Below are 19,363 nucleotides of genomic sequence, written 5' to 3' on the forward strand. Positions count from 1 at the left end.
GCAGCAGCTGACAAGGTTGCTGAAGCCAAGGAAACCGTTGCTGAGGTTAAGGAAGCAGTTTCCGAAAAGGCTCAGGAAGTCAAGACTGCAGTAGCTGACAAGGCTGCCGAAGTAAAGGAAACAGTCGCAGACGTTAAGGATGCTGTTGCTGAAAAGGTGTCTGAAGTTAAGGATGCTGTTTCAGAAAGCAAGCCGGTAAAGAGCGTAAAGGATACCATTGAGGCTATTGTCGGTGATACAGCCAAGACATCCGGCACCGAACATTCAGAAGATCATAACAAGAAGGTTAAGTTCCAGTCTTCCGGTCTCGGTTTTAATTTTACAAAGGGTAAGAAGCCGGAACCGAAGAAGGAAGAAACAGTTCAGGAAAAGCATGAAGAGCATAAGAATCACTCATTCGTGTCAGGCGGTCCTAACTTTATGTTCTCTGTTAAGAAGAAGAGTGACATCAGGGAACCTGCAAATGCCACTGAAAAGACCGTGGCTTCTGCCATAGCGTCTGCCACTGCAGGTGTCGCCGCTGCCGCTGAACCGGAACACAAGACCTACTCATTCAAGTCTGGTGCCTCCAATTTCATGTTCTCTGCCAAGAAGAAAGCGGATGAACATCATGATGAGTCCGCCAAGTCTCAGGTTTCTGCAGATGACGCTTCTTCAAAGAAGGGCGATCTGAAAGCTGATGAAGCCGCTACTGAAGAACTTCTGAACTTAAGTCACGAAACTGCAAAGAGTGCAATTGATTCCGGAACAGCCAAGGTAACGGATGTTCCTTCAAAGCCTCAGGTTTCAGACAGTTCAAACTTTGACAGCAAGGGAGCATCCGTTTCCCTGGCTGATGCGATAAAGGTGCATTCACCTGATACTGCAGTTGCCAAGACCGATGTAAAGGTTTCAATTTCCGCAAAGGACGCTATAAACAGTGTTTCTGCAGACGGAAGAATTCCTGCAGACAACGGGTTAAACAGATTCCGTGTGTCCGATATTGCAAGCAACATTGTTAACCGTTCAAACAGCGGTGCTGCAGCTGCTTCTGAAAGCAGTGAAAATATCACCGCCGCCTCATCCTCATCTTACAAGGATGCGGTTTCAGAACTGGCAAAGAAGACAAAGGTTGAAAACAGCGTAAATGTCGGCAGTGCTTCAGCCATGGCTGAAAGATCAGAGGAAATCAAAAAGACTTTTGAAAAGACTGTTGAACTTGCTTCAGAACAGATTAAGTCAGGCATTGATGCCTCAGCCGCCGAAAAGAAGTCTGAAGATTCAGTGGCTGCAGAAGTTAACGACCTCGGTGCTGAAAAGAAGAGCAAGGAAATCAAGGATCTTGTTAAGAACCTGACTCCTGTTAATCCAAAGCTTACCAAGGAACAGTATGCCGCCAAGGGCAAGTCCATCGTTAATTCAATGCTTTCCTCAATTGATCAGGTGAAGTCAACCGCTTCAGCCGGTCAGTCTGATGCAATTCGTGAAGAGGACAAGACTCCTGCTGCACTTAATCTTAAGCCAAGTGCCACCGGGTTCAATCTTTCAAGCAAGGATCTGGAAAAGATTCAGAAGGAAAGAGAAGCTGAAAAGAAGGCCAAACTTGAACGTGAAGCCAAGCAGCGTGAAGAAGACATCGCACTCGGCAAGATCAAGGTTTCACACGTACCTCAGGATTTCAAGCTCGAACAGACAGATCGCGGCTTTAACGTGAATGCCGAAAAGGCAGCCGAGCTTAAGGAACGTCATCGTATCAACAGCATAGGTCTCGTTGAAGCTCTGAAGGCTGAAAAGAGCCGCAAGGCACAGGAAGCCGAGGATTACGCCCGCGAAGTTAACACCGTCAAGGCTATTGAGGAATTTGAACTTGAAGGTGAAAATGCCGATTTCGTATACTCTCCAACAGCCAAGGCCAAGGATGAAACTCCTATTTCTGAATTTGAAATGACTGAAGAACGCAAGAAGCTGCTTCGTAACTACGAGGTAAGCCAGCGTTCAGAAGTATCCGTCAAGAGAAATTTGGAATCATCCAACTTCTATAATGCCAATGACAAGCGCAAGACCAATTACGGTAATGCTGCAAACAAGGCAGGTCAGGCTTCCAGAAAGGTATCCGACGTACGCGGTTTCGACAGTTCACTGTTCAGTGACAAGCCTAAATCATCAACCGCTCAGAGGACAAATCCTGAAAGAAGTTCTCAGGATTATGCGCGCGTGAATCAGATGATTGAACAGCGTTACAAAGATCTTGAGAACAAGAAGGAAGAGGTAAGTCAGGCCCGTATCGACGCCACTTCAACCCAGTCACAGACCGTTGATATCGTAATCAGCAGTCAGGACGGACTCAAGACCGGCGCCAGCCAGAGTGTTGAAGCGGTTAAGACCGTAGCCTCAAAGGTTGAGGAAACTGCTCAGGTTACCAGGGTTACTGAAGACAAATCTGAAGTTGCAGTAACTGATAATGTCGCTCCTGTTCCGTTTGCAAGAACAGGTAATCCTTATCAGACTACCATCGGCCTCGGAATCGTAAATATTCCTAAGCTTAACGACAGTGTGTTTATTAACGGCAGTGAAGTTAAGCTCAGCAAGCCAATCATTATGAGTCAGAGCCTTGCAATCTATGCAAACGACAAGGATCCCGGAACCATTATCAAGATCTTCGGTCGTGACTCTCTTACCGCTTCCATGATTGCCAAGCTCGAAACAATGATGGACAACATGGTAAGCGTAGACGGTGTTGAATGGCCTAGAGCTCTTGTTAAGAATGAAGCAGGTGACATTGTAGGTTGCGTAATGAGAAGCTTCAATACCACTTCTCTGCAGGTAATGTGCAATTCAAAGGATTACTTCTTCCACGATTACAACCGTGTTGATATCGTTAAGCTTGCTCTTGACTATCTCACCAAGGTAGCCAAGCTGCATGAACTGAACATCTACCTCGGTGTTGAAGACCTTAATGCTCTGGCAATTGATGCCTCCAAGAAGCTGTCATTCCTCAATATTGAAAAGATGCAGGTAGGCGATTATCCTTATCTGCCGCAGCTCAATGCAGTTACCGCACCTGAGCTTTCAAGTGAACTTTCAGCCAATATGGCCAGTGAAATCAGCGACAGATATGTGGTCGCACATACTCTGTTCAAGCTGGTGTTCCTCGGCAGAAGTCCGTATGTAACCAGTTATCTGCAGGGCGTACCGGTTGATAAGCTTACCGCTTTCAGATTCCCTGAAAACGTGTTTGACCCTATGGTTCCGCCAAAGGATGAAGCGTTCTATATCTGGAGTTATCTGCCTCAGTATATCAAGGAAGCATTCATTTCATCTCTGTCTGCCGGCTATCATGAACCTGAACGCCGCAAGACCGTAAATGAATGGATTACCCTGATGAAGAAGTTTATGGTTGAAATCACCAGTCCTGCAGTTGCGCCTATGGCACTTGAAATTTCTCCGTCAAGAGCCGCATCAGCTGATTCAGCATATTCAGTTGAATGTAAGTTCTGCCGTTCTGCAGTATCAAAGATTGATGCAGCCGTAACCGACGGATTCTGTCATCACTGCTTCAACCAGCGCGGACGTCTGGCCAAGTGTTCATGCTGCGGCAAGACCTTCCTGGTAAGCTACAGAGACATAAAGGTTGCCGGCAACGACAGTCCTAAATTCTGTCAGTCATGCAAGACCAAGTTCATGCACACCAAATCAATCAGCAAGTGTCATGAATGTCACAGAAGTTACGTGGTAACTGAAGGTGACGAACTGATGTACGGTTCTGAAATCTACTCAAGATGTCAGAACTGTCTTAAGACTGAACTCGAAAAGAAGAAAGCTGCCGAGGCAAAGTCTGAAGGAACTATTATCAGTAAGTAGATAATAGGTATATAACCAGCAATTTGAGTGTTACTTTTTTGAGTAACACTCTTTTTTTGTCCGGGATACTTATTCGGCGAACTTCAGTAAGGCATTTTTTCAACCGGATAATTCGTAAACTTATACGCCAATGCACATTTTTTGAAGATCGGTAATGATTTTCTGCCCGTATGTCCGGGTATATGAAAATATAATTATTAATGGGGGAGTAATTGCGGAACATTAAGTAATTATTCTTCATATCTTCAACTGACCGGAAGGAGCTGGTAATATGCATATCCTTAAAAAAGACCCGGAAGCGTCGGACGCCGACTATTCATTTACCCCGGTTCCATTAAATGCCAGAAAGGGATTCTGGCCGCTTCTGTTTGTCATGGTCGGATTCGCCTTCAATTCCACCGGCATGGCTGTCGGAGCCAAAATCGGTGTCGGCACCAATCCTCACAGTTTTATAACTGCCATGCTTCTCGGCGGTCTTTTTCTGTCCGCCTTTACGGGAGTGCTCGGTTATATCGGAAGCCGTACCGGCATGACCTATGATCAGCTGTGCCGCAGAGCTTACGGCAGTAAGGCCTTTATCATTCCGTCAGCCATGCTTGCCGTCACGCAGATTGGATGGTTCGGAGTATGCTCAGCCATGTTTGCCATTCCTGCTGCGGGATTCTTCGAATGTTCTCCGTATCTTACCATTTCCATTGCAGGCCTTGCCATGACAACCTCTGCCTATATAGGATTCAAAGGTCTTGAGGTTATAAGCTATATTGCTGTTCCTCTTATTATAGTCCTGGGCAGTCTTTCCCTTTATCTTGCCTTAAGCGTTAAGGTTTTATCTCCATCCTTAAGTTCCGGTTCGGAGGTGCCTGTTTATGACATGAATTCCATGGTTGCTCTGGTTATAGGAAGTTTTATTTCAGGAGGATGCTCAACTCCGAATTTCACCAGGTTTGCAGCCCGTCCGTTCAGTTCGGTTGTGTCCACCGTTTCCGCCTTTATGTTCGGAAATTCTCTGATGATTGTCTTCGGAGCGGCAGGTGCGTACTGCACGGGAAGTGATGACATTTTTTACGTCATGATGTCTCAGGGACTGGTCCTCTCCGCTTTTGTGGTTCTGGGCGCCAATATATGGACCACCAACGATAACGCTCTTTATTCCAGCGGTCTGAGTCTTTCGAGCATTTTTCTGGTACCGAAGAAAATTATGGTTATTGCCGGAGGACTCCTGGGAACGATAGCGGCATTCTGGCTTTTCAATAATTTTGTACACTGGCTGGTTTTCCTGGGTGCAACACTTCCTGCCGTCGGCGGAATCCTCATAGCTGATTATTTTGTTTTTCCGTATAAATATACGGATGAAAACACAAAATCAGGAAGCTGCATTCCTGCTCTTCTAGGTACTGTTGCAGGCCTTGTGGCTGGTAATTCGCTTGATTTCGGATGCGCAGGAATTAATTCCATTGCAGCGGCCGTTCTGGTATGGACGGTGCTCAGTTATCCCGAAATAAAGAATAGAAACCGCGGACTTAATAATAAAATTAATGACGGAAAGTCTCTGAACAGTGATTTTAAAGGATAATATTTGTACAAAATTAAATTTATTTAGCTTTTAGGTCACTGTTTAGACAGTATCACAGGCTTTTATCTGTGAAATTTGCTAAAATACGCCGTAATTCGCATAGTTGCGTTTAAATCTTGTGCAAACGTTTTTTTTTATTTTGCTAAAGTTCAAAAAAATATGTTTCGCAGGTTTAATGAAAATCTGTAAAAAGTTATCCTTATTATAGGACTTATTACATGCTTGCTATGTGTGGGATATTAATAAACTGATTATAATAATGTGATATTCCAGCAGTGTTATAACAAACTTCATTTCTGTTCTGTGTCAACATCGGAACAGTTATGGTAAGGTGCTGAGAAGTTGATAAATATTTTTTTAGTAGACGATCATGACCTGGTTCGTACAGGTATCCGCAAGATACTGGAGGAATGTACGGGAATTAATGTCGTAGGCGAAGCGTCAAGCGGTGAAGCGGCTGTTTCATGGTGCAGACAGCATCAGTGCGACATTATCTTTATGGATATGAATATGCCCGGCATCGACGGTATAGAGGCCACAAAACGTATCTTAAGATACAATCCGGGGGCCCGAATCATTATGCTTACCGTTCATACCGATGATCCGATTCCCAGTCAGGTGATGAAAGCAGGAGCATGGGGGTTCCTTACTAAAGGTGCTTCCGCTGAGGAAATGCTCAAAGCCATTCACGAAGTATTCTCAGGTCACAGATACCTGGAATCCAATATTGCTCAGATGATGGCACTCGTCAGATTTCCGGGAAACGGTAAGAAAGAGGTCGGTGATGACGGCAATCCTTTCGGAATACTTGCAGAACGTGAACTGCAGATTAGTACCATGATTTCTCAGGGAATGAAGGTCAGTGAAATCGCTGACAGACTTGCCATAAGCCCTAAGACCGTAAACAGCTACAGGTACAGGGTGTTCAAGAAGCTTGGTATCAACGGTGACGTTGAACTTACCAGACTTGCCTTAAGATACGGACTTGACGGACAGAAATAGTGTTCCGGTAAAAACGCGGTGCATTGTCCGGTCAGGTGTTGTTCTGCATATATGCAGAGATGAAAACCGAAAGCGTGTTTTTAGTGCTTTCGTTTTTCATCTTGTCTTTCTGAAAGTTTTTATCTCTGGTGTGATGATTTTATCCGGACATACAGTCTCTGGCTTTCTTATACATCTGATTTAACCGTGGCTCTGATAAAATTAAAGGAACTGAAAACAGAGTGAAGCAAACGGTCTGATAAAGGAAGAACGGTATTTCCCGACACGCCTGTCAGCGTTAAACCATTCTGTTTCTGTAACTTAAATAGATCTGAACGGCACCGTTTTTAAGATGAGCCAGATCCTGCTCAAGGTCCCTTATGGAGATAAGGATAGTGGTGCAGGATTCAAACTGACGAAGGCTCAGTTCAAGGTTGTTGTTAACGGTGTGCAGGTCGTTCAGATAGTATTCGGCTCTGTTTTTATCCAGCCTCATCAGACTAAGCAGAATTCTCTTGGTAAGAATTCTGTTGAGTTCCAGAAGCTTTCTGATTCTTTCATCAAATACCAGTTCTTCGGGGAGATTTCTGATACCGGAAATCAGCACCATGTTGAGTATTCTCATTTTGTGAATGCGGTGCAGAAATCTGGAGAACGCCCTGAAAATAAAGACGTTGAAGAACAGGGCATAACGCCATATAGGAAGTTTTTCCTGATATACCCGGCTGCTGTTGAGGATTTCATTTACGCGAAGCTGCATTTTCATGCGGTCGGCATGATTGTGATCCTGCATGGAATAGATGCAGGTGCGGTATTCAAAATAGAATCTGGTGAGATAGTGCCTGTATGTTTTAAGCATGTCAGGTTTTTCGGAAGCGGGCATGAAAGCCGCGCTGACAGCCAGAGAAATAACGGCTCCGATAATCGTAAATATTACTCTTTCCGTTATCAGATAATCAGGAGTCAGCGCGGTATGCCGCATCAGTATGGCAAGAAGCATGATGGTTGCAGCGGTAATGCAGGAGACGAAGAGGTAATACAGTGAGGAGAAGGCCCGACTCCACAGGGTAAGTCCTGCAAAGATTACCAGAAATGTCATCAGACCGGCTTCGGTCGGAAAAAGAAGACACACGATACCTGCAACGATAACGCCGTAAATACTTCCGCCTATGCGGTGTACTGTTCTTCTGAGAGCGGTAAGGGGCGTGTCTATGTAAAGACATACGCAGAATGTGGTGAGCGGAATCCAGAAGCTCTGATCCACGGGATATGCCCAGGCCGCGAGTTCCGCTGTCAGCATGGAAACGGCCATTACCTTAATCTGGGATTTAAGAATCCGGTTACTGTTTTTCTTCATGGTCGTACTCTCTGATTTTCAGGTCGGTAATGGCATCAATAACTTCGGCCGCATGTCTCTGCATCTCTCCGTTGCAGAACGGATCGGCGGGTCCTACGGCCATGTTGGTCTTGAAGTTTTTGATGCTGTCTACAGCTGTCGCGGTCTGTTTTTTACCTCTGGCGGACAGAAGTTCATAAAGGTGCGAAAATATTCTGTTCCTTAAGCTGTTGATGTGCGCCACGTGATTTTCATCGGTGTTGGATGTCGGCCAGTAGGTAATGAGCACTATACCGTTAAGAATGCTGATGTAGTTTCGGCGTCTTTCCGGATCATCAACGTGCCTGGTGATATTGTAGAGGGAACTCTGAAGCATAAGAAGTCTGTTTTTTGCTTTCTCACTCAGGTCAGAGAATGAATCATAATAACTGGATTTGCTCATCATCCCCGTATAGAGTCGGAGATCATGATAGAAACAGTGATTTATCAGAATACACCAGTGGAATTTAAGAACAGGTACGGCAAGGACTGCGGAAATCACGCACAGTGATCCCAGACCGGCGGCTATAGAAAAGTTGTACGGTGTAACCTCGTGATTCACGTCAAGCAGGCCCATACCGAAGTTCACGATGTTGAACACGCTCATGAACATGACTGTTCCGGATGCCGGCTTGTGTTTTGCCAGGGCATATACGGTGGCTGATGACAGAATTATGCAGGTGATAATCTGCGGAATGTACAGATGATTGTGACCGTACCAGATGCTGAGTCCTATGGTACCTACAAGCAGCATCAGACTGACCATAATGTTGAAGAGTCTCCGCGGAAGAGATTCTCCGGTCATGGATCTGAGTCCGTTGAGTGCCACAATGAGAATGTAGGCGCGGGCTTCACCGAGGTCTACCAGCTGCGTAAGAATCACGGCAAGAAACATGCTTACGGTTCCTCGGAACAGTTCAGCCGTGTAAACGCCTTCCAGATCATTGCGGATATAGTCGGTAATTCCTATCATGATTCCTCTCTGTACTGATTTCGCAGGTACATATTCCTATTCTATTTGAGGGCTGATCTAAATGCAAATGCTGTAATTCACGGAATTGCGCTGATGGATATTTTATTCGGATAAAAGCATTCATCCAGTGATGTTTTAGGAGAATACCGACACTTCCTGCCGTAAAATATACAATTGCACTGTTGTTTTTTATATAATAGCCGTACGCGTTCGTGAAAACCGTACGAAAATATCTTTTGCATACATGTCTTTATGTATAAATCTGACTGTGTTTCTGGAGCTTATTTATGGCGAGATCTGCCTTTGTATCAAAATTCGGGGGACTGCTGGCGGTTGCCGGTTCCGCCGTCGGTCTGGGAAACATATGGCGTTTCCCGACACAGGTGGGACAGAACGGAGGTTCTGCTTTTCTGCTTGTTTATCTCGGCATTATTCTGATCTTTGGAATTCCGCTTCTGCTTACTGAATTTATAATAGGGCGCAGGGCAAAAGCCAATGTCGGTCTTGCCTACAGAAAGCTGGCACCGGGGTCACCGTGGGGATGGATCGGTACCGCATCTTCGCTGGTTGCCTACTTTATCTTTACCTATTACGTGATAATAGTAGCGTGGGTGCTTTTCTATTTCTGCGAAAGTGCTGCCGGGAATCTTACCCTTGAAGCATGCAACAACAGTTTCGAATCTCATTTCGGAAACTTCGTGACCAATCCGTGGAAGCCTCTGGTATTCACCGGCATAACCATGGGAATCATTCATTTCATTATCAGTGCCGGCGTTGAAAAGGGGATCGAAAGATCATCCAAGCTGCTGATGCCGGCTCTGTTTATTATCCTGCTGATCCTTGCAGGCGTTGCCGCAACCATGCCCGGAGCCGGTGAAGGCTATAAATTCCTTTTTGATTTTCAGCTCTCAAAGATTACCCCCGAGGTATGTCTCTCCGCGCTGGGACAGTGCTTCTACTCAGTATCCATCGGCATGGGGCTGATAACATATGCCTCATATTTCAGACGGGAAGTAAATCTCGGCAGAACAGCTCTTCAGGTGGGGCTCATTGATACCTTTGTGGCAATTCTTGCCGGTCTTATTATTTTCCCTGCGGTATTCTCCGTGCCGGGACTCTCTCCTGCCGAAAGTACCGGTCTGGTATTCGTGTCACTTCCTTCAGTGTTTAATTCCGCATTCAGGGATAATTCAGTGCTTCTGTGGTTTGTTCCGACATTTTTCTACTGCATATTGTTTGTTGCAGCCGTAACCTCAGCAATGTTTCTGCATGAGGTTGCCACAGCCTTTGTTGCTGAAAAAACAGGATACTCCAGAAGACGTTCAGCCACGCTGGTATCAGTTTCCGCACTGGCAATCGCTTTCGTGTCATCACTTTCTCTGGGCCCCTGGGATTTTCTTAAGGTGTTCGGCATGAATCTGATTGATTTTCTTGACTACGCCACCTCAAAGCTTATTCTTCCTCTTACCGGTCTCGGTTCAGCTCTGTTCCTGGGATGGAGAATGAAGAAGGCAGACGTGGTTGACGAGGTTACCAGTTCAGGAATGTTTTCATTCAGATGGCAGGGGGTATTTCTGTTTATAATCAGATTCATTGTTCCTGCTCTGATTCTGCTGATCATGGTAAGTCAGCTGCTGATGACAAAATAAAATTTATTCCCCGGCTCTGATACTGTAAGTCCGTTATACCGCCCGGTATACGGACTTTTTTATTATCAGACCGGCGGCCGGGAACAGTATGATTTCATTGTCCTTAATCTGTGTCTGCGGTTGATGTCTCTTCGATATGCCTGGGTAAAATTTCCGGCGCTGAACCGACCGTCTGACTTTTGATATTGATTTCTTCGGGATGACACGGAAATTTACGCAGTCCAATACGAAAACATGGTATGTACCTTAACGGATTCAGGCGACACGTATCAGCGGATGCGTTTACAGGCGGATACTGCTTCACGGTTATTTAATGCTTTCCGGAGTTCATTCTGGCACGCATTGTGTTCAGGAATTTCTCTTTTATGTGGTTTTCTGTATTCTGTATGCTGTCCAGGAATACTGTAATGTCGTCAGATACTTTTCTGTTTAATTCATCAAGTTTGTTTTCAATCTTTTTTCTGTAGGATCTGGTAATCCAGATGCGTCGTATAATCAGCCACGGCAATCCGGACAAAAACATCAGAATGCTGGACAGATATTCTCTGAAACTGTTCTCCCATCCCGTGACAATGTTCGCGTAGCGGGAAACAATATCATCAATGATTTTACCATGAGTATCAATGTTCAGCCCGGTATACGCTCTGACTACCTGTCTGCTCATGTCATTAATCTGATCGTAAAAAGCGGAAAAATCATTATAATCTCTCTTAAGATTTGCCCGGTATACTTCAGAGGTGTGTTCAATGATGGCGTTCTTGAAATTCTCACCGTAAATCGTGAAGAAACCTGATTTACTGTCATAATATTCAAGAACTTCTTCTTTTGACTTTTTCAGGGTGTTCAGGTTCTGTTCCCTCGTTCTGGATATGAGTCTGGCTATCAGGTTATCACGCAGGTTGATACATATTTCGTTAAAAAGCTCCTCCCGGCCCTGCTGAACGGTAGTGGTCTGGTTACGCAGCTTCTGACTGACTGATTCGATTGGAATCAGACTGAACCCGGGGTAGAATTTATTCAGCGTTTCTCTGGCCGCGCTTTTTTCACGCTCACTGCACAATCCCCATTTGGTCATGGCGAAAATGATTTTTACACCGTTATTTACGAGTTCATCAAGTATGTGGGTTTTCTCATAATCATCAAGGCGGGAGCGTTTTGCATCATAGCAGTAGATTACGGTATGAAACCAGTCGGCGATATTGTCCGTATTGGTTCTTTCAAGCTCTGCCGTCAGGTCTCTCCGCCACTCATTAACCTTATCGGATTCCAGTCCCCATGAATCATAAACGGTAACCGTAAGGCTTCTGTACATGAAGGGGGAGTGTCTGTGAAAACCTAGTTCAGTCACGGGTTTTCCTGATTTGGCAATTGCAATGTTCTGTCCGTACAGGTAATTGACAAGACTGGATTTGCCTACGCCTGTTTTACCGAGTATCAGAATATTGGTATTATGGTTTTTCGGGGTCTTCCGGTTTTTTGAGCCGTGAACATTGGTTATGTCTGTATGCATTTTTATTTTCCTGCATTTTTGTCAGTCAGGGACAGGAGCCGGTGTCCGGCTGCGGATGCAGTATTGAGGCTGTCACCTTGAACCGAAGCATGACAGGCTGAATTCCTGCTTCCAAGCTTCCACGGTTACAGATGAAACTGAACAGTCTCTGCCGATGAATCCGGGATGCTTTCTCAACAGCCGGCTGAACATAAAAATTCATGTTTAACCGGCAGTTGCCACATATCTGAAAAAGGGCTTCCTGATTACTTATTACCGTAATTGTCTTTTTTGTACTGCTTTGCATATTCAAAAACGGCATTGGCAAACTGAGAATTGAATACTTCGTTGAGATCTATGTTTGAACCGTCGAGAACGTGACGGTGAATCTCCTTGCATGCCTTGCTGAGAGCATAACCGAGTCCGTATGTGATTGATGATGAAACCCCGGCGTTAATCACTGCTCCGGCGAAACTTCCGAATCCGGGGAGCATCTTAATCAGATTACCGGCAATTGATTTGCCTATGGAAGGGAGGATGGTGTCGAGAGCCACGCATCCAACCAGTTTTTCCAGCTGGTTAAGATTCCAGACCGTAAGAATTTTACTGATAAGTCCGATCTGTATAGGTGTAATTATGGCCGCATCGGAAAATGGAACTGGAGATACGCTCGCCGTGGCGGCTGCGGCAACTGCAATTTTTGTATAGTTAAGACACTGTTCAAATTTCTGATCAAAATTCTTGTTGCAGGAGATGATGAATGATTCCTTTCTTGATTCAGGCAGCTGTCTGAGAGTCCATTCATGAAGCTCCTTAATACCGGCCGGCACCGGAATGTTCAGGTAGTCAATGGAGCTTTCAAAGATATTCTCTCTGAAGTTTTCACCCAGTTCACTGATGCTTATCCTCTTCAGTGTTTCGCAGGTTTCCTCTGTTGCCACATCAATCTGAGTAAGAATCAGTGCTACGGGAATCTTTCTGTCCTGAAAAGCCCTGATTACCTTGAAATCAGCATCCGTAATACGTTCGGACGGTGCACTTACACAATACCAGACAACATCAACCGGATGGCCTGCATCGTGCTGAGAGTCGAGAAAACCGGTGATTATGCTGTAGTAGTTCTGAGAACTGTCCTGACCGCCGTCGCCGAAGTCGGCGCCGGTTTCATATCCTTCGGAATCGAAAACGGTAACCGGAATATCAGGATCGGTGATTTTATTTATGCCTCTGGTTACCGGAGTTCCGCAGCCGACTTTACAGATCTCTCTGCCGAAAACAAGATTGCAGAGGGTACTTTTACCGCAACCGGTAGGGCCGGCAAGCAGAATGTTTGGTTTATCCAGATTTTTCATGAAACTGTTCATTTCCTGAGCCAGATTGCTTTCAATCTGAGTCGTGTCGAGTTTATCAGCTAAGCTCATATGCGTACCTCTCTTATGCCTTTCTTGACTGTACGGAGTATGAAGTGAATACTTCATTTCATGATGAATATGCACGGGATGTCCGGAAACAGACAGGACAGTCTAAAAATCATATCCACCTTGTACTATCAATTCTATTGATTATTACTATGAATTAATAATACTTTCGGACTGGAGAAAAAAATTTTGTTGCTGAGCTCTCATTTGTATGGTCCTTAATGAGAGCTGACGTTATGGATTGCAGTAATACGGGGACCTTAACACAATTAAAACATCATCTGTATTTCCCGAAATGAAATTCTGACTGCGCTGTTAAGTCATTTCTGCTGTCCTTATTAATGGATTATTCATCGTCCATTATAGGTTGGGAATTATCGCCAAATAACTGTAATTCATGCCTTGAGCAGTAATTCACCTCCATAATTACTTCATTATCATCAGAAGTGCCTGGAAATAAAACGTCCATAATCATTTTTATCTGAAACTGATCCAGAGTTATCTTAAAATCTTCATGTCTTTTCTGACCTGCGGATGAGAAATGAATATTGAACAGATATTTATCATCGTACCTTCTCCTTCTGACAACCTTCCTTACGATATGCCATCCGGTTCTTTGTATTTCTTTTCGCAGAACGGTATAAAAACTTCTGCCATCGAATGCATGAAGATATTTATCACCTATAATCACACAGCTGTAGCCTGAAATAAAAGCTTTTCCGTTTGAATATGACAGCCTGATGTCGTTGGCTCTGTTTCTGTATTCAGGATGCTCTGCCAGCCATTTCGGGAAAATGCTTCGGGAAAAAAGAAATACAGTGGTCAGATAGAGAAATTCACACGATACTCCGGTCGCAAGCAGGGTTAGGAATATACTGATTGTACTCATTCCGGACGGTGCAAAGTATATAATTCCAAACGACAGAAGTAATGACAGAAAAGGAATCAGGTATAAAAACGCAAGATAGTCAATTGCCAGTCGTTTCAGTATGAAACGGTAACTCAGATCCATTGTCATGGACTGCAGAAATATTCTGCGAACCTGATGACGCTTCCTGAATTCTCCGTATTTTCTCTGCCAGACGTCTCTTGTGAAGTAAGTTCCGTTCCTTAACATTTTTTCAAGATCATCTGTCTCCGGTAAATTCAATTCATAATCATAAATAGAGGTAAAAGGAAGACATGCCATAGATACAAAAGCGCAGCCCCAGAAAATAATATCCTCAGTTTCTCTACTCAGATTAAGCATGTTCCTTAAGGATAATGCCGTTATCATTATGCAGAAACTGATTTCGATAATACCTGCGCAAATATAAAACTTTTTCCGGGAGGCAGCTTTAGATTTCTTTTTTAATTTTCTATTCTTGGTTCTGTACATAAGTTTTCATGCCGTATTATGTTTATGCCGGATAAACCACATTTATTATTATTTCTGAATTATGCATGTCTGTCAAAATCAGTTATTTCATTATGCGACCTCTTTTTTTCAATGGATGTTCAGGACTGTATTCATCCTGTCGGCAATAAAGCCTGATCGTTCTGTACTAAATTCCTCTCTTATGCTATAACACTGTTATATGTGGTTCAGTCATTAGGTCAGAGGTCTCTGAAATATTCTTTTTCAGCTGCCGTATGACATGTTTTTTATTCCGGATGATTTTCTGTAAATGAGTTTTGACAGTGAGGCCTTTCTGGCCACGGTTCCCCATTCAAGCGGGGTTTACCGCATGTTTAACAGTGATAACGTAATTATTTATATCGGTAAGGCGAAAGATCTCCGTAAACGTCTGGGTCAGTATTTCATGAAGGATCTGCCGAACGCCAAGACCGAAAGACTGGTATCACTGATTGATCACATTGAATTCACGGTGACATTTTCCGAAACCGAGGCGCTCATTCTGGAGTGTAATCTCATCAAGCAGTATCAGCCGAAATACAATATTCTGCTCAAGGATGACAAATCATACCCGTTCATCCTTCTCACATCGGAAAAGCATCCCCGGCTTACCGCGCACCGCGGAGCCAGAAAGGAGAAGGGGACTTATTTCGGTCCCTATCCGAGTTCAGGAGCCGTTCGCGAATCCCTGCGTCTTCTTCAGAAGATCTTTCCCGTAAGACAGTGCAGCAACACCGTCTATAAAAACCGTCGCCGTCCGTGTCTCATGTATCAGATGGGAAGATGCATGGCTCCGTGCATTCAGGAAATCTGCGACAACGCTGAATACGCAAGACAGGTGCATCTGTGCAGCCTTTTTCTTCAGGGCAGGAATCAGCAGCTTTTAAATGATCTGGTAGCGGAAATGGACAGGGCTTCGGAAAGTCTTGATTTTGAAAAGGCCATCAAATTCCGCGACCAGCTTACCAGTCTCAGAAAGGTACAGGAACAGCAGACGGTAAGCGGAGACATTACCACTGATCTTGACATTCTCGGCTGTGCCATAGAAGACGGACTTGCCTGTGTTCACGTGCTTTTCATCAGAACGGGCAAGATACTCGGAACCAGGAGTTACTTTCCCAAGCTTCCGGCTGACAATTCATACGAATACCTTATTGAATCCTTCATCGGTCAGTTCTATCTCATACCAAGACAGGACAGAACGCTTCCTGATGAGATCATAGCGGCGCATGCTCCTGAAAATCTGTCTGAAATCGAGGAAGCGTTAAACGCCGTTCCCGAAGGCAGAATCAGATTCACGACCTCTGTACGTGGCGAAAGAGCGGGATATCTGCGTCTTGCGGAAGCAAATGCCCATGCCTCGCTTAAGGCCAGACTTGCCCATGAGAACACCATGGCCGAACGAATTGAAGGCTTTGAGGAACTTTTCGGGCTGAGCGGCGTTGAACGCATGGAATGCTTCGATATATCCCATACCATGGGAGAACTGACAGTGGCATCATGTGTGGTGTTTGACAGGGACGGACCGAATACAAAGGAATACCGCCGTTTCAACATTGACGGTATTACTCCCGGAGATGACTTTGCAGCCATGCATCAGGCTCTGACCCGAAGATTCATGGGTATTTCCGCAGACGGAAAGGTCCCGGATGTCCTGTTCATCGACGGCGGACTGGGCCAGCTCCATGAGGCGGAAAAGATAATCAGCGAGCTTTTTAAAGACGTGACGGACGTTATGCCTCCTTTTCTTATAGGCGTAGCCAAGGGAGAAGGGCGAAAGGCGGGGCTCGAAACGCTTATTACAGGATACAGCCATGAGGAATACAATCTTACACTTGATAATCCCGCTCTTCAGCTGGTGCTGCATATCCGCGACGAATCACACCGTTTTGCCATAACGGGACACAGACACCGCCGTGAAAAGAGCAGGGTCACGTCACGTCTTCAGGACATTCCGGGAATAGGTGCTGTCAGAAGACAGGCCCTCCTCAAGCACATGGGCGGCATGCAGGAGCTTGTCCGTGCCAGTGCCGATGAAATCAGCAAGGTTCCCGGCATCAGCAGAAAACTTGCTGAGGAGATTTATTCCTGGCTGCACGGATAGTCTGGATGTAAAGGTGTTTAAATAATCAGAATCCTGTGTACTAAAATTCCGTATTGTGCTATAAATAACCTAAGGATCCTTCTGAAAATTCGAACTGAGCGGAAAGTGTCAGTTCTTATTTATCAGACTCAATTGTCAACCCATCGGAGTTTTTTCATGAATCAGGAAATTGTCCGTAAATCAAGAAAGCAGAAGGCGGCTTTTCGGGATAAATCCGTAAATCCCGACGAGGCTCCTGAACTCATGAACAAAACCGCCAGAGAAATACGCAGACTCAGGGCGGAAGGTGTTGACGTCAAAAGCACTTCACGCAGAATTCACGGATGCAGCCGCTGCAGAGTGTGTACGGGGGCCTGTCCTACCTGAACGGGACTTTTCGATTCCATTAAGCCCGCATTCATTTATTAAGAGATCTCTGTATCTTTTTCCTGCTTTGCACGGAAGCCTCCGTCCCTGATGTTCCTGACTGAACTTCGTGTTGTCCGAAAACACGTTGCCCGCCCCGGAGCCTCTGCTGAAAATCCATTGTTCAGGAGACTGATTGAAATTGACTGCACAGCTGAACATATCCATATCATAAAGACGTGGCAGACCTATAGAAAACACCGCCCCGTTACTCATACTGCAGGGAACTGAATAACGGTCCGGATACGGCATCATTCCCTGTATGAGGTGGCACCGTCGAACATATTCTTGGTGATTTTGGAGCCGATATTCCAACTGTAGACCGACTGATTGAAGCTGGAGGCATTTTTAAACATCTCTCTCATATCACTTACGGAATCGATATTCCATCTGTAGACCGACTGGTTGAATGATCTGGCATTCATGAACATTCTTTTCATGGAACTGACATGCGAGGTGTCCCATCTGTAGACCGGCTGATTAAAGTCCCGGGCATTCATGAATATCTCAGTCATGTCTGCAACCTTTGAGGTATTCCATCTGTCAACCGGCTGATTAAAGAAGTGGACATTATAGAAAAGACCTCTCATGCTGACTACACTGGAAGTGTCCCAGTGATTTACGGGAGAATTGAACTTGGAGTATTTGCAAACATGTATGCCATGCTTCTGATATTTGGGCCAACCGATATGTCGGCGCTGTCCAGATGTTCAAAGTCAGAAAATGCGCAGTCAAGAGTTGTCACTTCAGGTCCGAATAAAACTTTAAATTCTATCCTGACAAGACCGCTCTGGCTGTCTGCAATCCTGAACGGATTCTTTTCAGGGAAAAGCGGGGCGGGATATTCAGGTTGCATAAACATAAATCTGTCGGTGTAATCCTCACATTCCGTAAATGGGTAGTTGATGGTAATGGACTTGAGTCGGTTGAGAATGATTTTATCAATAAGTTCCTGACTTATGTCATCCGGAGAATTCAGAACAGGGTTCTTTTCATCATGAAAATAATATGAGCCTCTGTCATACGTGTACTCATTTCTGCTTATTTTGATAACGCAATACAGGCTGAAGTACAGAAACAGACCGATGAACAGCAGAAAGAGACTGATAAAAACTCCGATAATTAATCTGTCGCCTTCCTTTTTTACACGGGTGCCGCACGCAGATAATGCATCTTATGTCATTATCATTCATCAGGCTTCCGCATTTTGTACAGAACATGTTTATTCCGATCCTCTTCCCTTAAAGTTATTACGCCTGATGTTAAAATCACGTGCTCTGCAGCCTGAAAGTTGCATGCATACGAGGCTTAATCAATGCACTGAACGTACATCAGTCATAATTATGTCTATCAAATACTGTATTTAACGAAATATTTGTGATTATACACAATATTCTTAAGTAACGCAGATTTCTGAAGTAACGCAGATTTCTGAAGTAACGCAGATTTCTGAAGTAACGCAGATTTCTGAAGTAACGCAGATTTCTGAAGTAACGCAGATTTCTGAAATAAAACTTAAGAACATTTTTTCAGACAGGTGTCTTAAAACGAAAAAAGGGGACTCGGCGCATAGCGAATCCCCTCTGAATCAGTTCATGCTCAAAAGTATCAGTTCGTGCCGATTTCCACTGCGATTTCTTCGGCCTTTTTACGGAGAGAAATGGTCTTCTCCTTGTTTTCCGAAATGGTTCTGATGATACTTGAATTTGAATCATTTACCTTCAGAATCTTGTCGCTTGTATCATCAATCAGGTGGGACTGATCCGATGTGGCATTGCGAATGGCTTCGGTATTGGTGCTAATGCGGGTAACAGTGTTTAGTATCGTATTGATGGACTCATTCATGGTGTTAACACAGTTCATGGAGCTGTTATGAAACGACCTTTGTCAAGCAGAAATTTAGGTAAGACATTTTCCTCAGTGTAAGCACGGCATTGGTCACTCTGTTATACGTGGATTGGTTACCTCAGGTCAATGGTTCGCCGCGAATTCTATTTGTCTTTTGTCGAGGATCACTGTTTACAGTGCCATCATAGCTCCATCGTAGATAATTCAAACCTTCTTGATGAAAAACGTCTTATCTAAATCACTGTCAGTTTCAGATGTTAAATAATCACATCCGGCTATAAATTTACTCTAATTAAACCGTTAGCAGGCATT

Annotated in this window: 14 protein-coding genes; 6 read left to right on the plus strand and 8 right to left on the minus strand. The window is 44.6% G+C overall.

All coding sequences use genetic code 11. From position 1 onward, the window contains the following. From T489_RS13915 to uvrY, 3 genes are all read left to right on the plus strand, one after another. Nucleotides 1-3,840: YtxH domain-containing protein (locus T489_RS13915; protein ID WP_037320265.1), on the plus strand; the 3,840-nt coding region annotated here is incomplete at its 5' end. A 271-nt stretch (nucleotides 3,841-4,111) separates the two neighbouring features. Next, nucleotides 4,112-5,413, plus strand: coding sequence for a cytosine permease (codB, locus tag T489_RS0113150; protein WP_037320268.1), 1,302 nt, complete (start codon nucleotides 4,112-4,114; stop codon nucleotides 5,411-5,413). Between the two features lie 342 nt (nucleotides 5,414-5,755). Beyond that, the gene (gene uvrY / locus T489_RS0113155) at nucleotides 5,756-6,415 is read left to right on the plus strand and encodes a UvrY/SirA/GacA family response regulator transcription factor (RefSeq protein ID WP_031580454.1); all 660 of its coding nucleotides are present in this window, start codon (nucleotides 5,756-5,758) and stop codon (nucleotides 6,413-6,415) included. Nucleotides 6,416-6,692: 277 nt separating this feature from the next. On the opposite strand, the gene T489_RS0113160 is transcribed toward uvrY, so the two are convergent. Next, nucleotides 6,693-7,751 carry an FUSC family protein gene (locus T489_RS0113160; protein WP_031580455.1) on the minus strand — a complete coding sequence of 353 codons (1,059 nt, stop codon included), beginning with the start codon at nucleotides 7,749-7,751 and terminating at the stop codon, nucleotides 6,693-6,695. Next, nucleotides 7,735-8,742, minus strand: coding sequence for a hypothetical protein (locus T489_RS0113165; protein ID WP_031580456.1), 1,008 nt, complete (start codon nucleotides 8,740-8,742; stop codon nucleotides 7,735-7,737). The genes T489_RS0113160 and T489_RS0113165 overlap by 17 nt, the downstream gene beginning before the upstream one ends. Before the next feature lie 287 nt (nucleotides 8,743-9,029). On the opposite strand from T489_RS0113165, the gene T489_RS0113170 reads away from it, so the two are divergent. Then, complete coding sequence (locus T489_RS0113170; protein WP_031580457.1) at nucleotides 9,030-10,391, plus strand: sodium-dependent transporter; 1,362 nt, start codon at nucleotides 9,030-9,032, stop codon at nucleotides 10,389-10,391. 310 nt (nucleotides 10,392-10,701) lie between these two features. Here T489_RS0113170 and T489_RS0113175 read toward each other — a convergent pair whose 3' ends face one another. The 3 genes from T489_RS0113175 to T489_RS0113190 all read right to left on the minus strand — a co-directional run bounded on the left by T489_RS0113175 (nucleotide 10,702) and on the right by T489_RS0113190 (nucleotide 14,547). After that, the gene (locus tag T489_RS0113175; protein WP_031580458.1) at nucleotides 10,702-11,901 is read right to left on the minus strand and encodes a GTPase domain-containing protein; all 1,200 of its coding nucleotides are present in this window, start codon (nucleotides 11,899-11,901) and stop codon (nucleotides 10,702-10,704) included. Between the two features lie 245 nt (nucleotides 11,902-12,146). Then, a complete protein-coding gene (locus T489_RS0113185) occupies nucleotides 12,147-13,301 on the minus strand; it encodes a GTPase (protein ID WP_031580459.1) in 1,155 nt (384 codons plus the stop codon). Nucleotides 13,302-13,644: 343 nt separating this feature from the next. Then, on the minus strand, nucleotides 13,645-14,547 hold the full coding sequence (locus tag T489_RS0113190; RefSeq protein ID WP_157608282.1) for a hypothetical protein: 903 nt from the start codon (nucleotides 14,545-14,547) through the stop codon (nucleotides 13,645-13,647). Nucleotides 14,548-14,965: 418 nt separating this feature from the next. Here T489_RS0113190 and uvrC point away from each other — a divergent pair, with 418 nt between their 5' ends. After that, complete coding sequence (gene uvrC / locus T489_RS0113195; protein ID WP_031580461.1) at nucleotides 14,966-16,798, plus strand: excinuclease ABC subunit UvrC; 1,833 nt, start codon at nucleotides 14,966-14,968, stop codon at nucleotides 16,796-16,798. Between the two features lie 156 nt (nucleotides 16,799-16,954). Next, nucleotides 16,955-17,164, plus strand: a complete 210-nt coding sequence (locus T489_RS0113200; RefSeq protein WP_031580462.1) for a hypothetical protein — start codon at nucleotides 16,955-16,957, stop codon at nucleotides 17,162-17,164. Between the two features lie 290 nt (nucleotides 17,165-17,454). Here the strand turns inward: T489_RS0113200 and T489_RS13920 are convergent, their stop codons facing one another. The 3 genes from T489_RS13920 to T489_RS0113230 form a co-directional block, all read right to left on the minus strand. Beyond that, entirely contained in the window at nucleotides 17,455-17,793 is a 339-nt protein-coding gene (locus T489_RS13920; protein WP_051622178.1) for a BspA family leucine-rich repeat surface protein, read from the minus strand. Nucleotides 17,794-17,822: 29 nt separating this feature from the next. Then, entirely contained in the window at nucleotides 17,823-18,059 is a 237-nt protein-coding gene (locus tag T489_RS0113215) for a hypothetical protein (RefSeq protein ID WP_031580466.1), read from the minus strand. A gap of 752 nt (nucleotides 18,060-18,811) precedes the next feature. Continuing rightward, entirely contained in the window at nucleotides 18,812-19,066 is a 255-nt protein-coding gene (locus T489_RS0113230) for a hypothetical protein (RefSeq protein WP_031580467.1), read from the minus strand. Nucleotides 19,067-19,363: the final 297 nt, after the last annotated feature.

Source organism: Ruminobacter sp. RM87, assembly GCF_000701925.1.
GTDB lineage: Bacteria > Pseudomonadota > Gammaproteobacteria > Enterobacterales > Succinivibrionaceae > Ruminobacter > Ruminobacter amylophilus.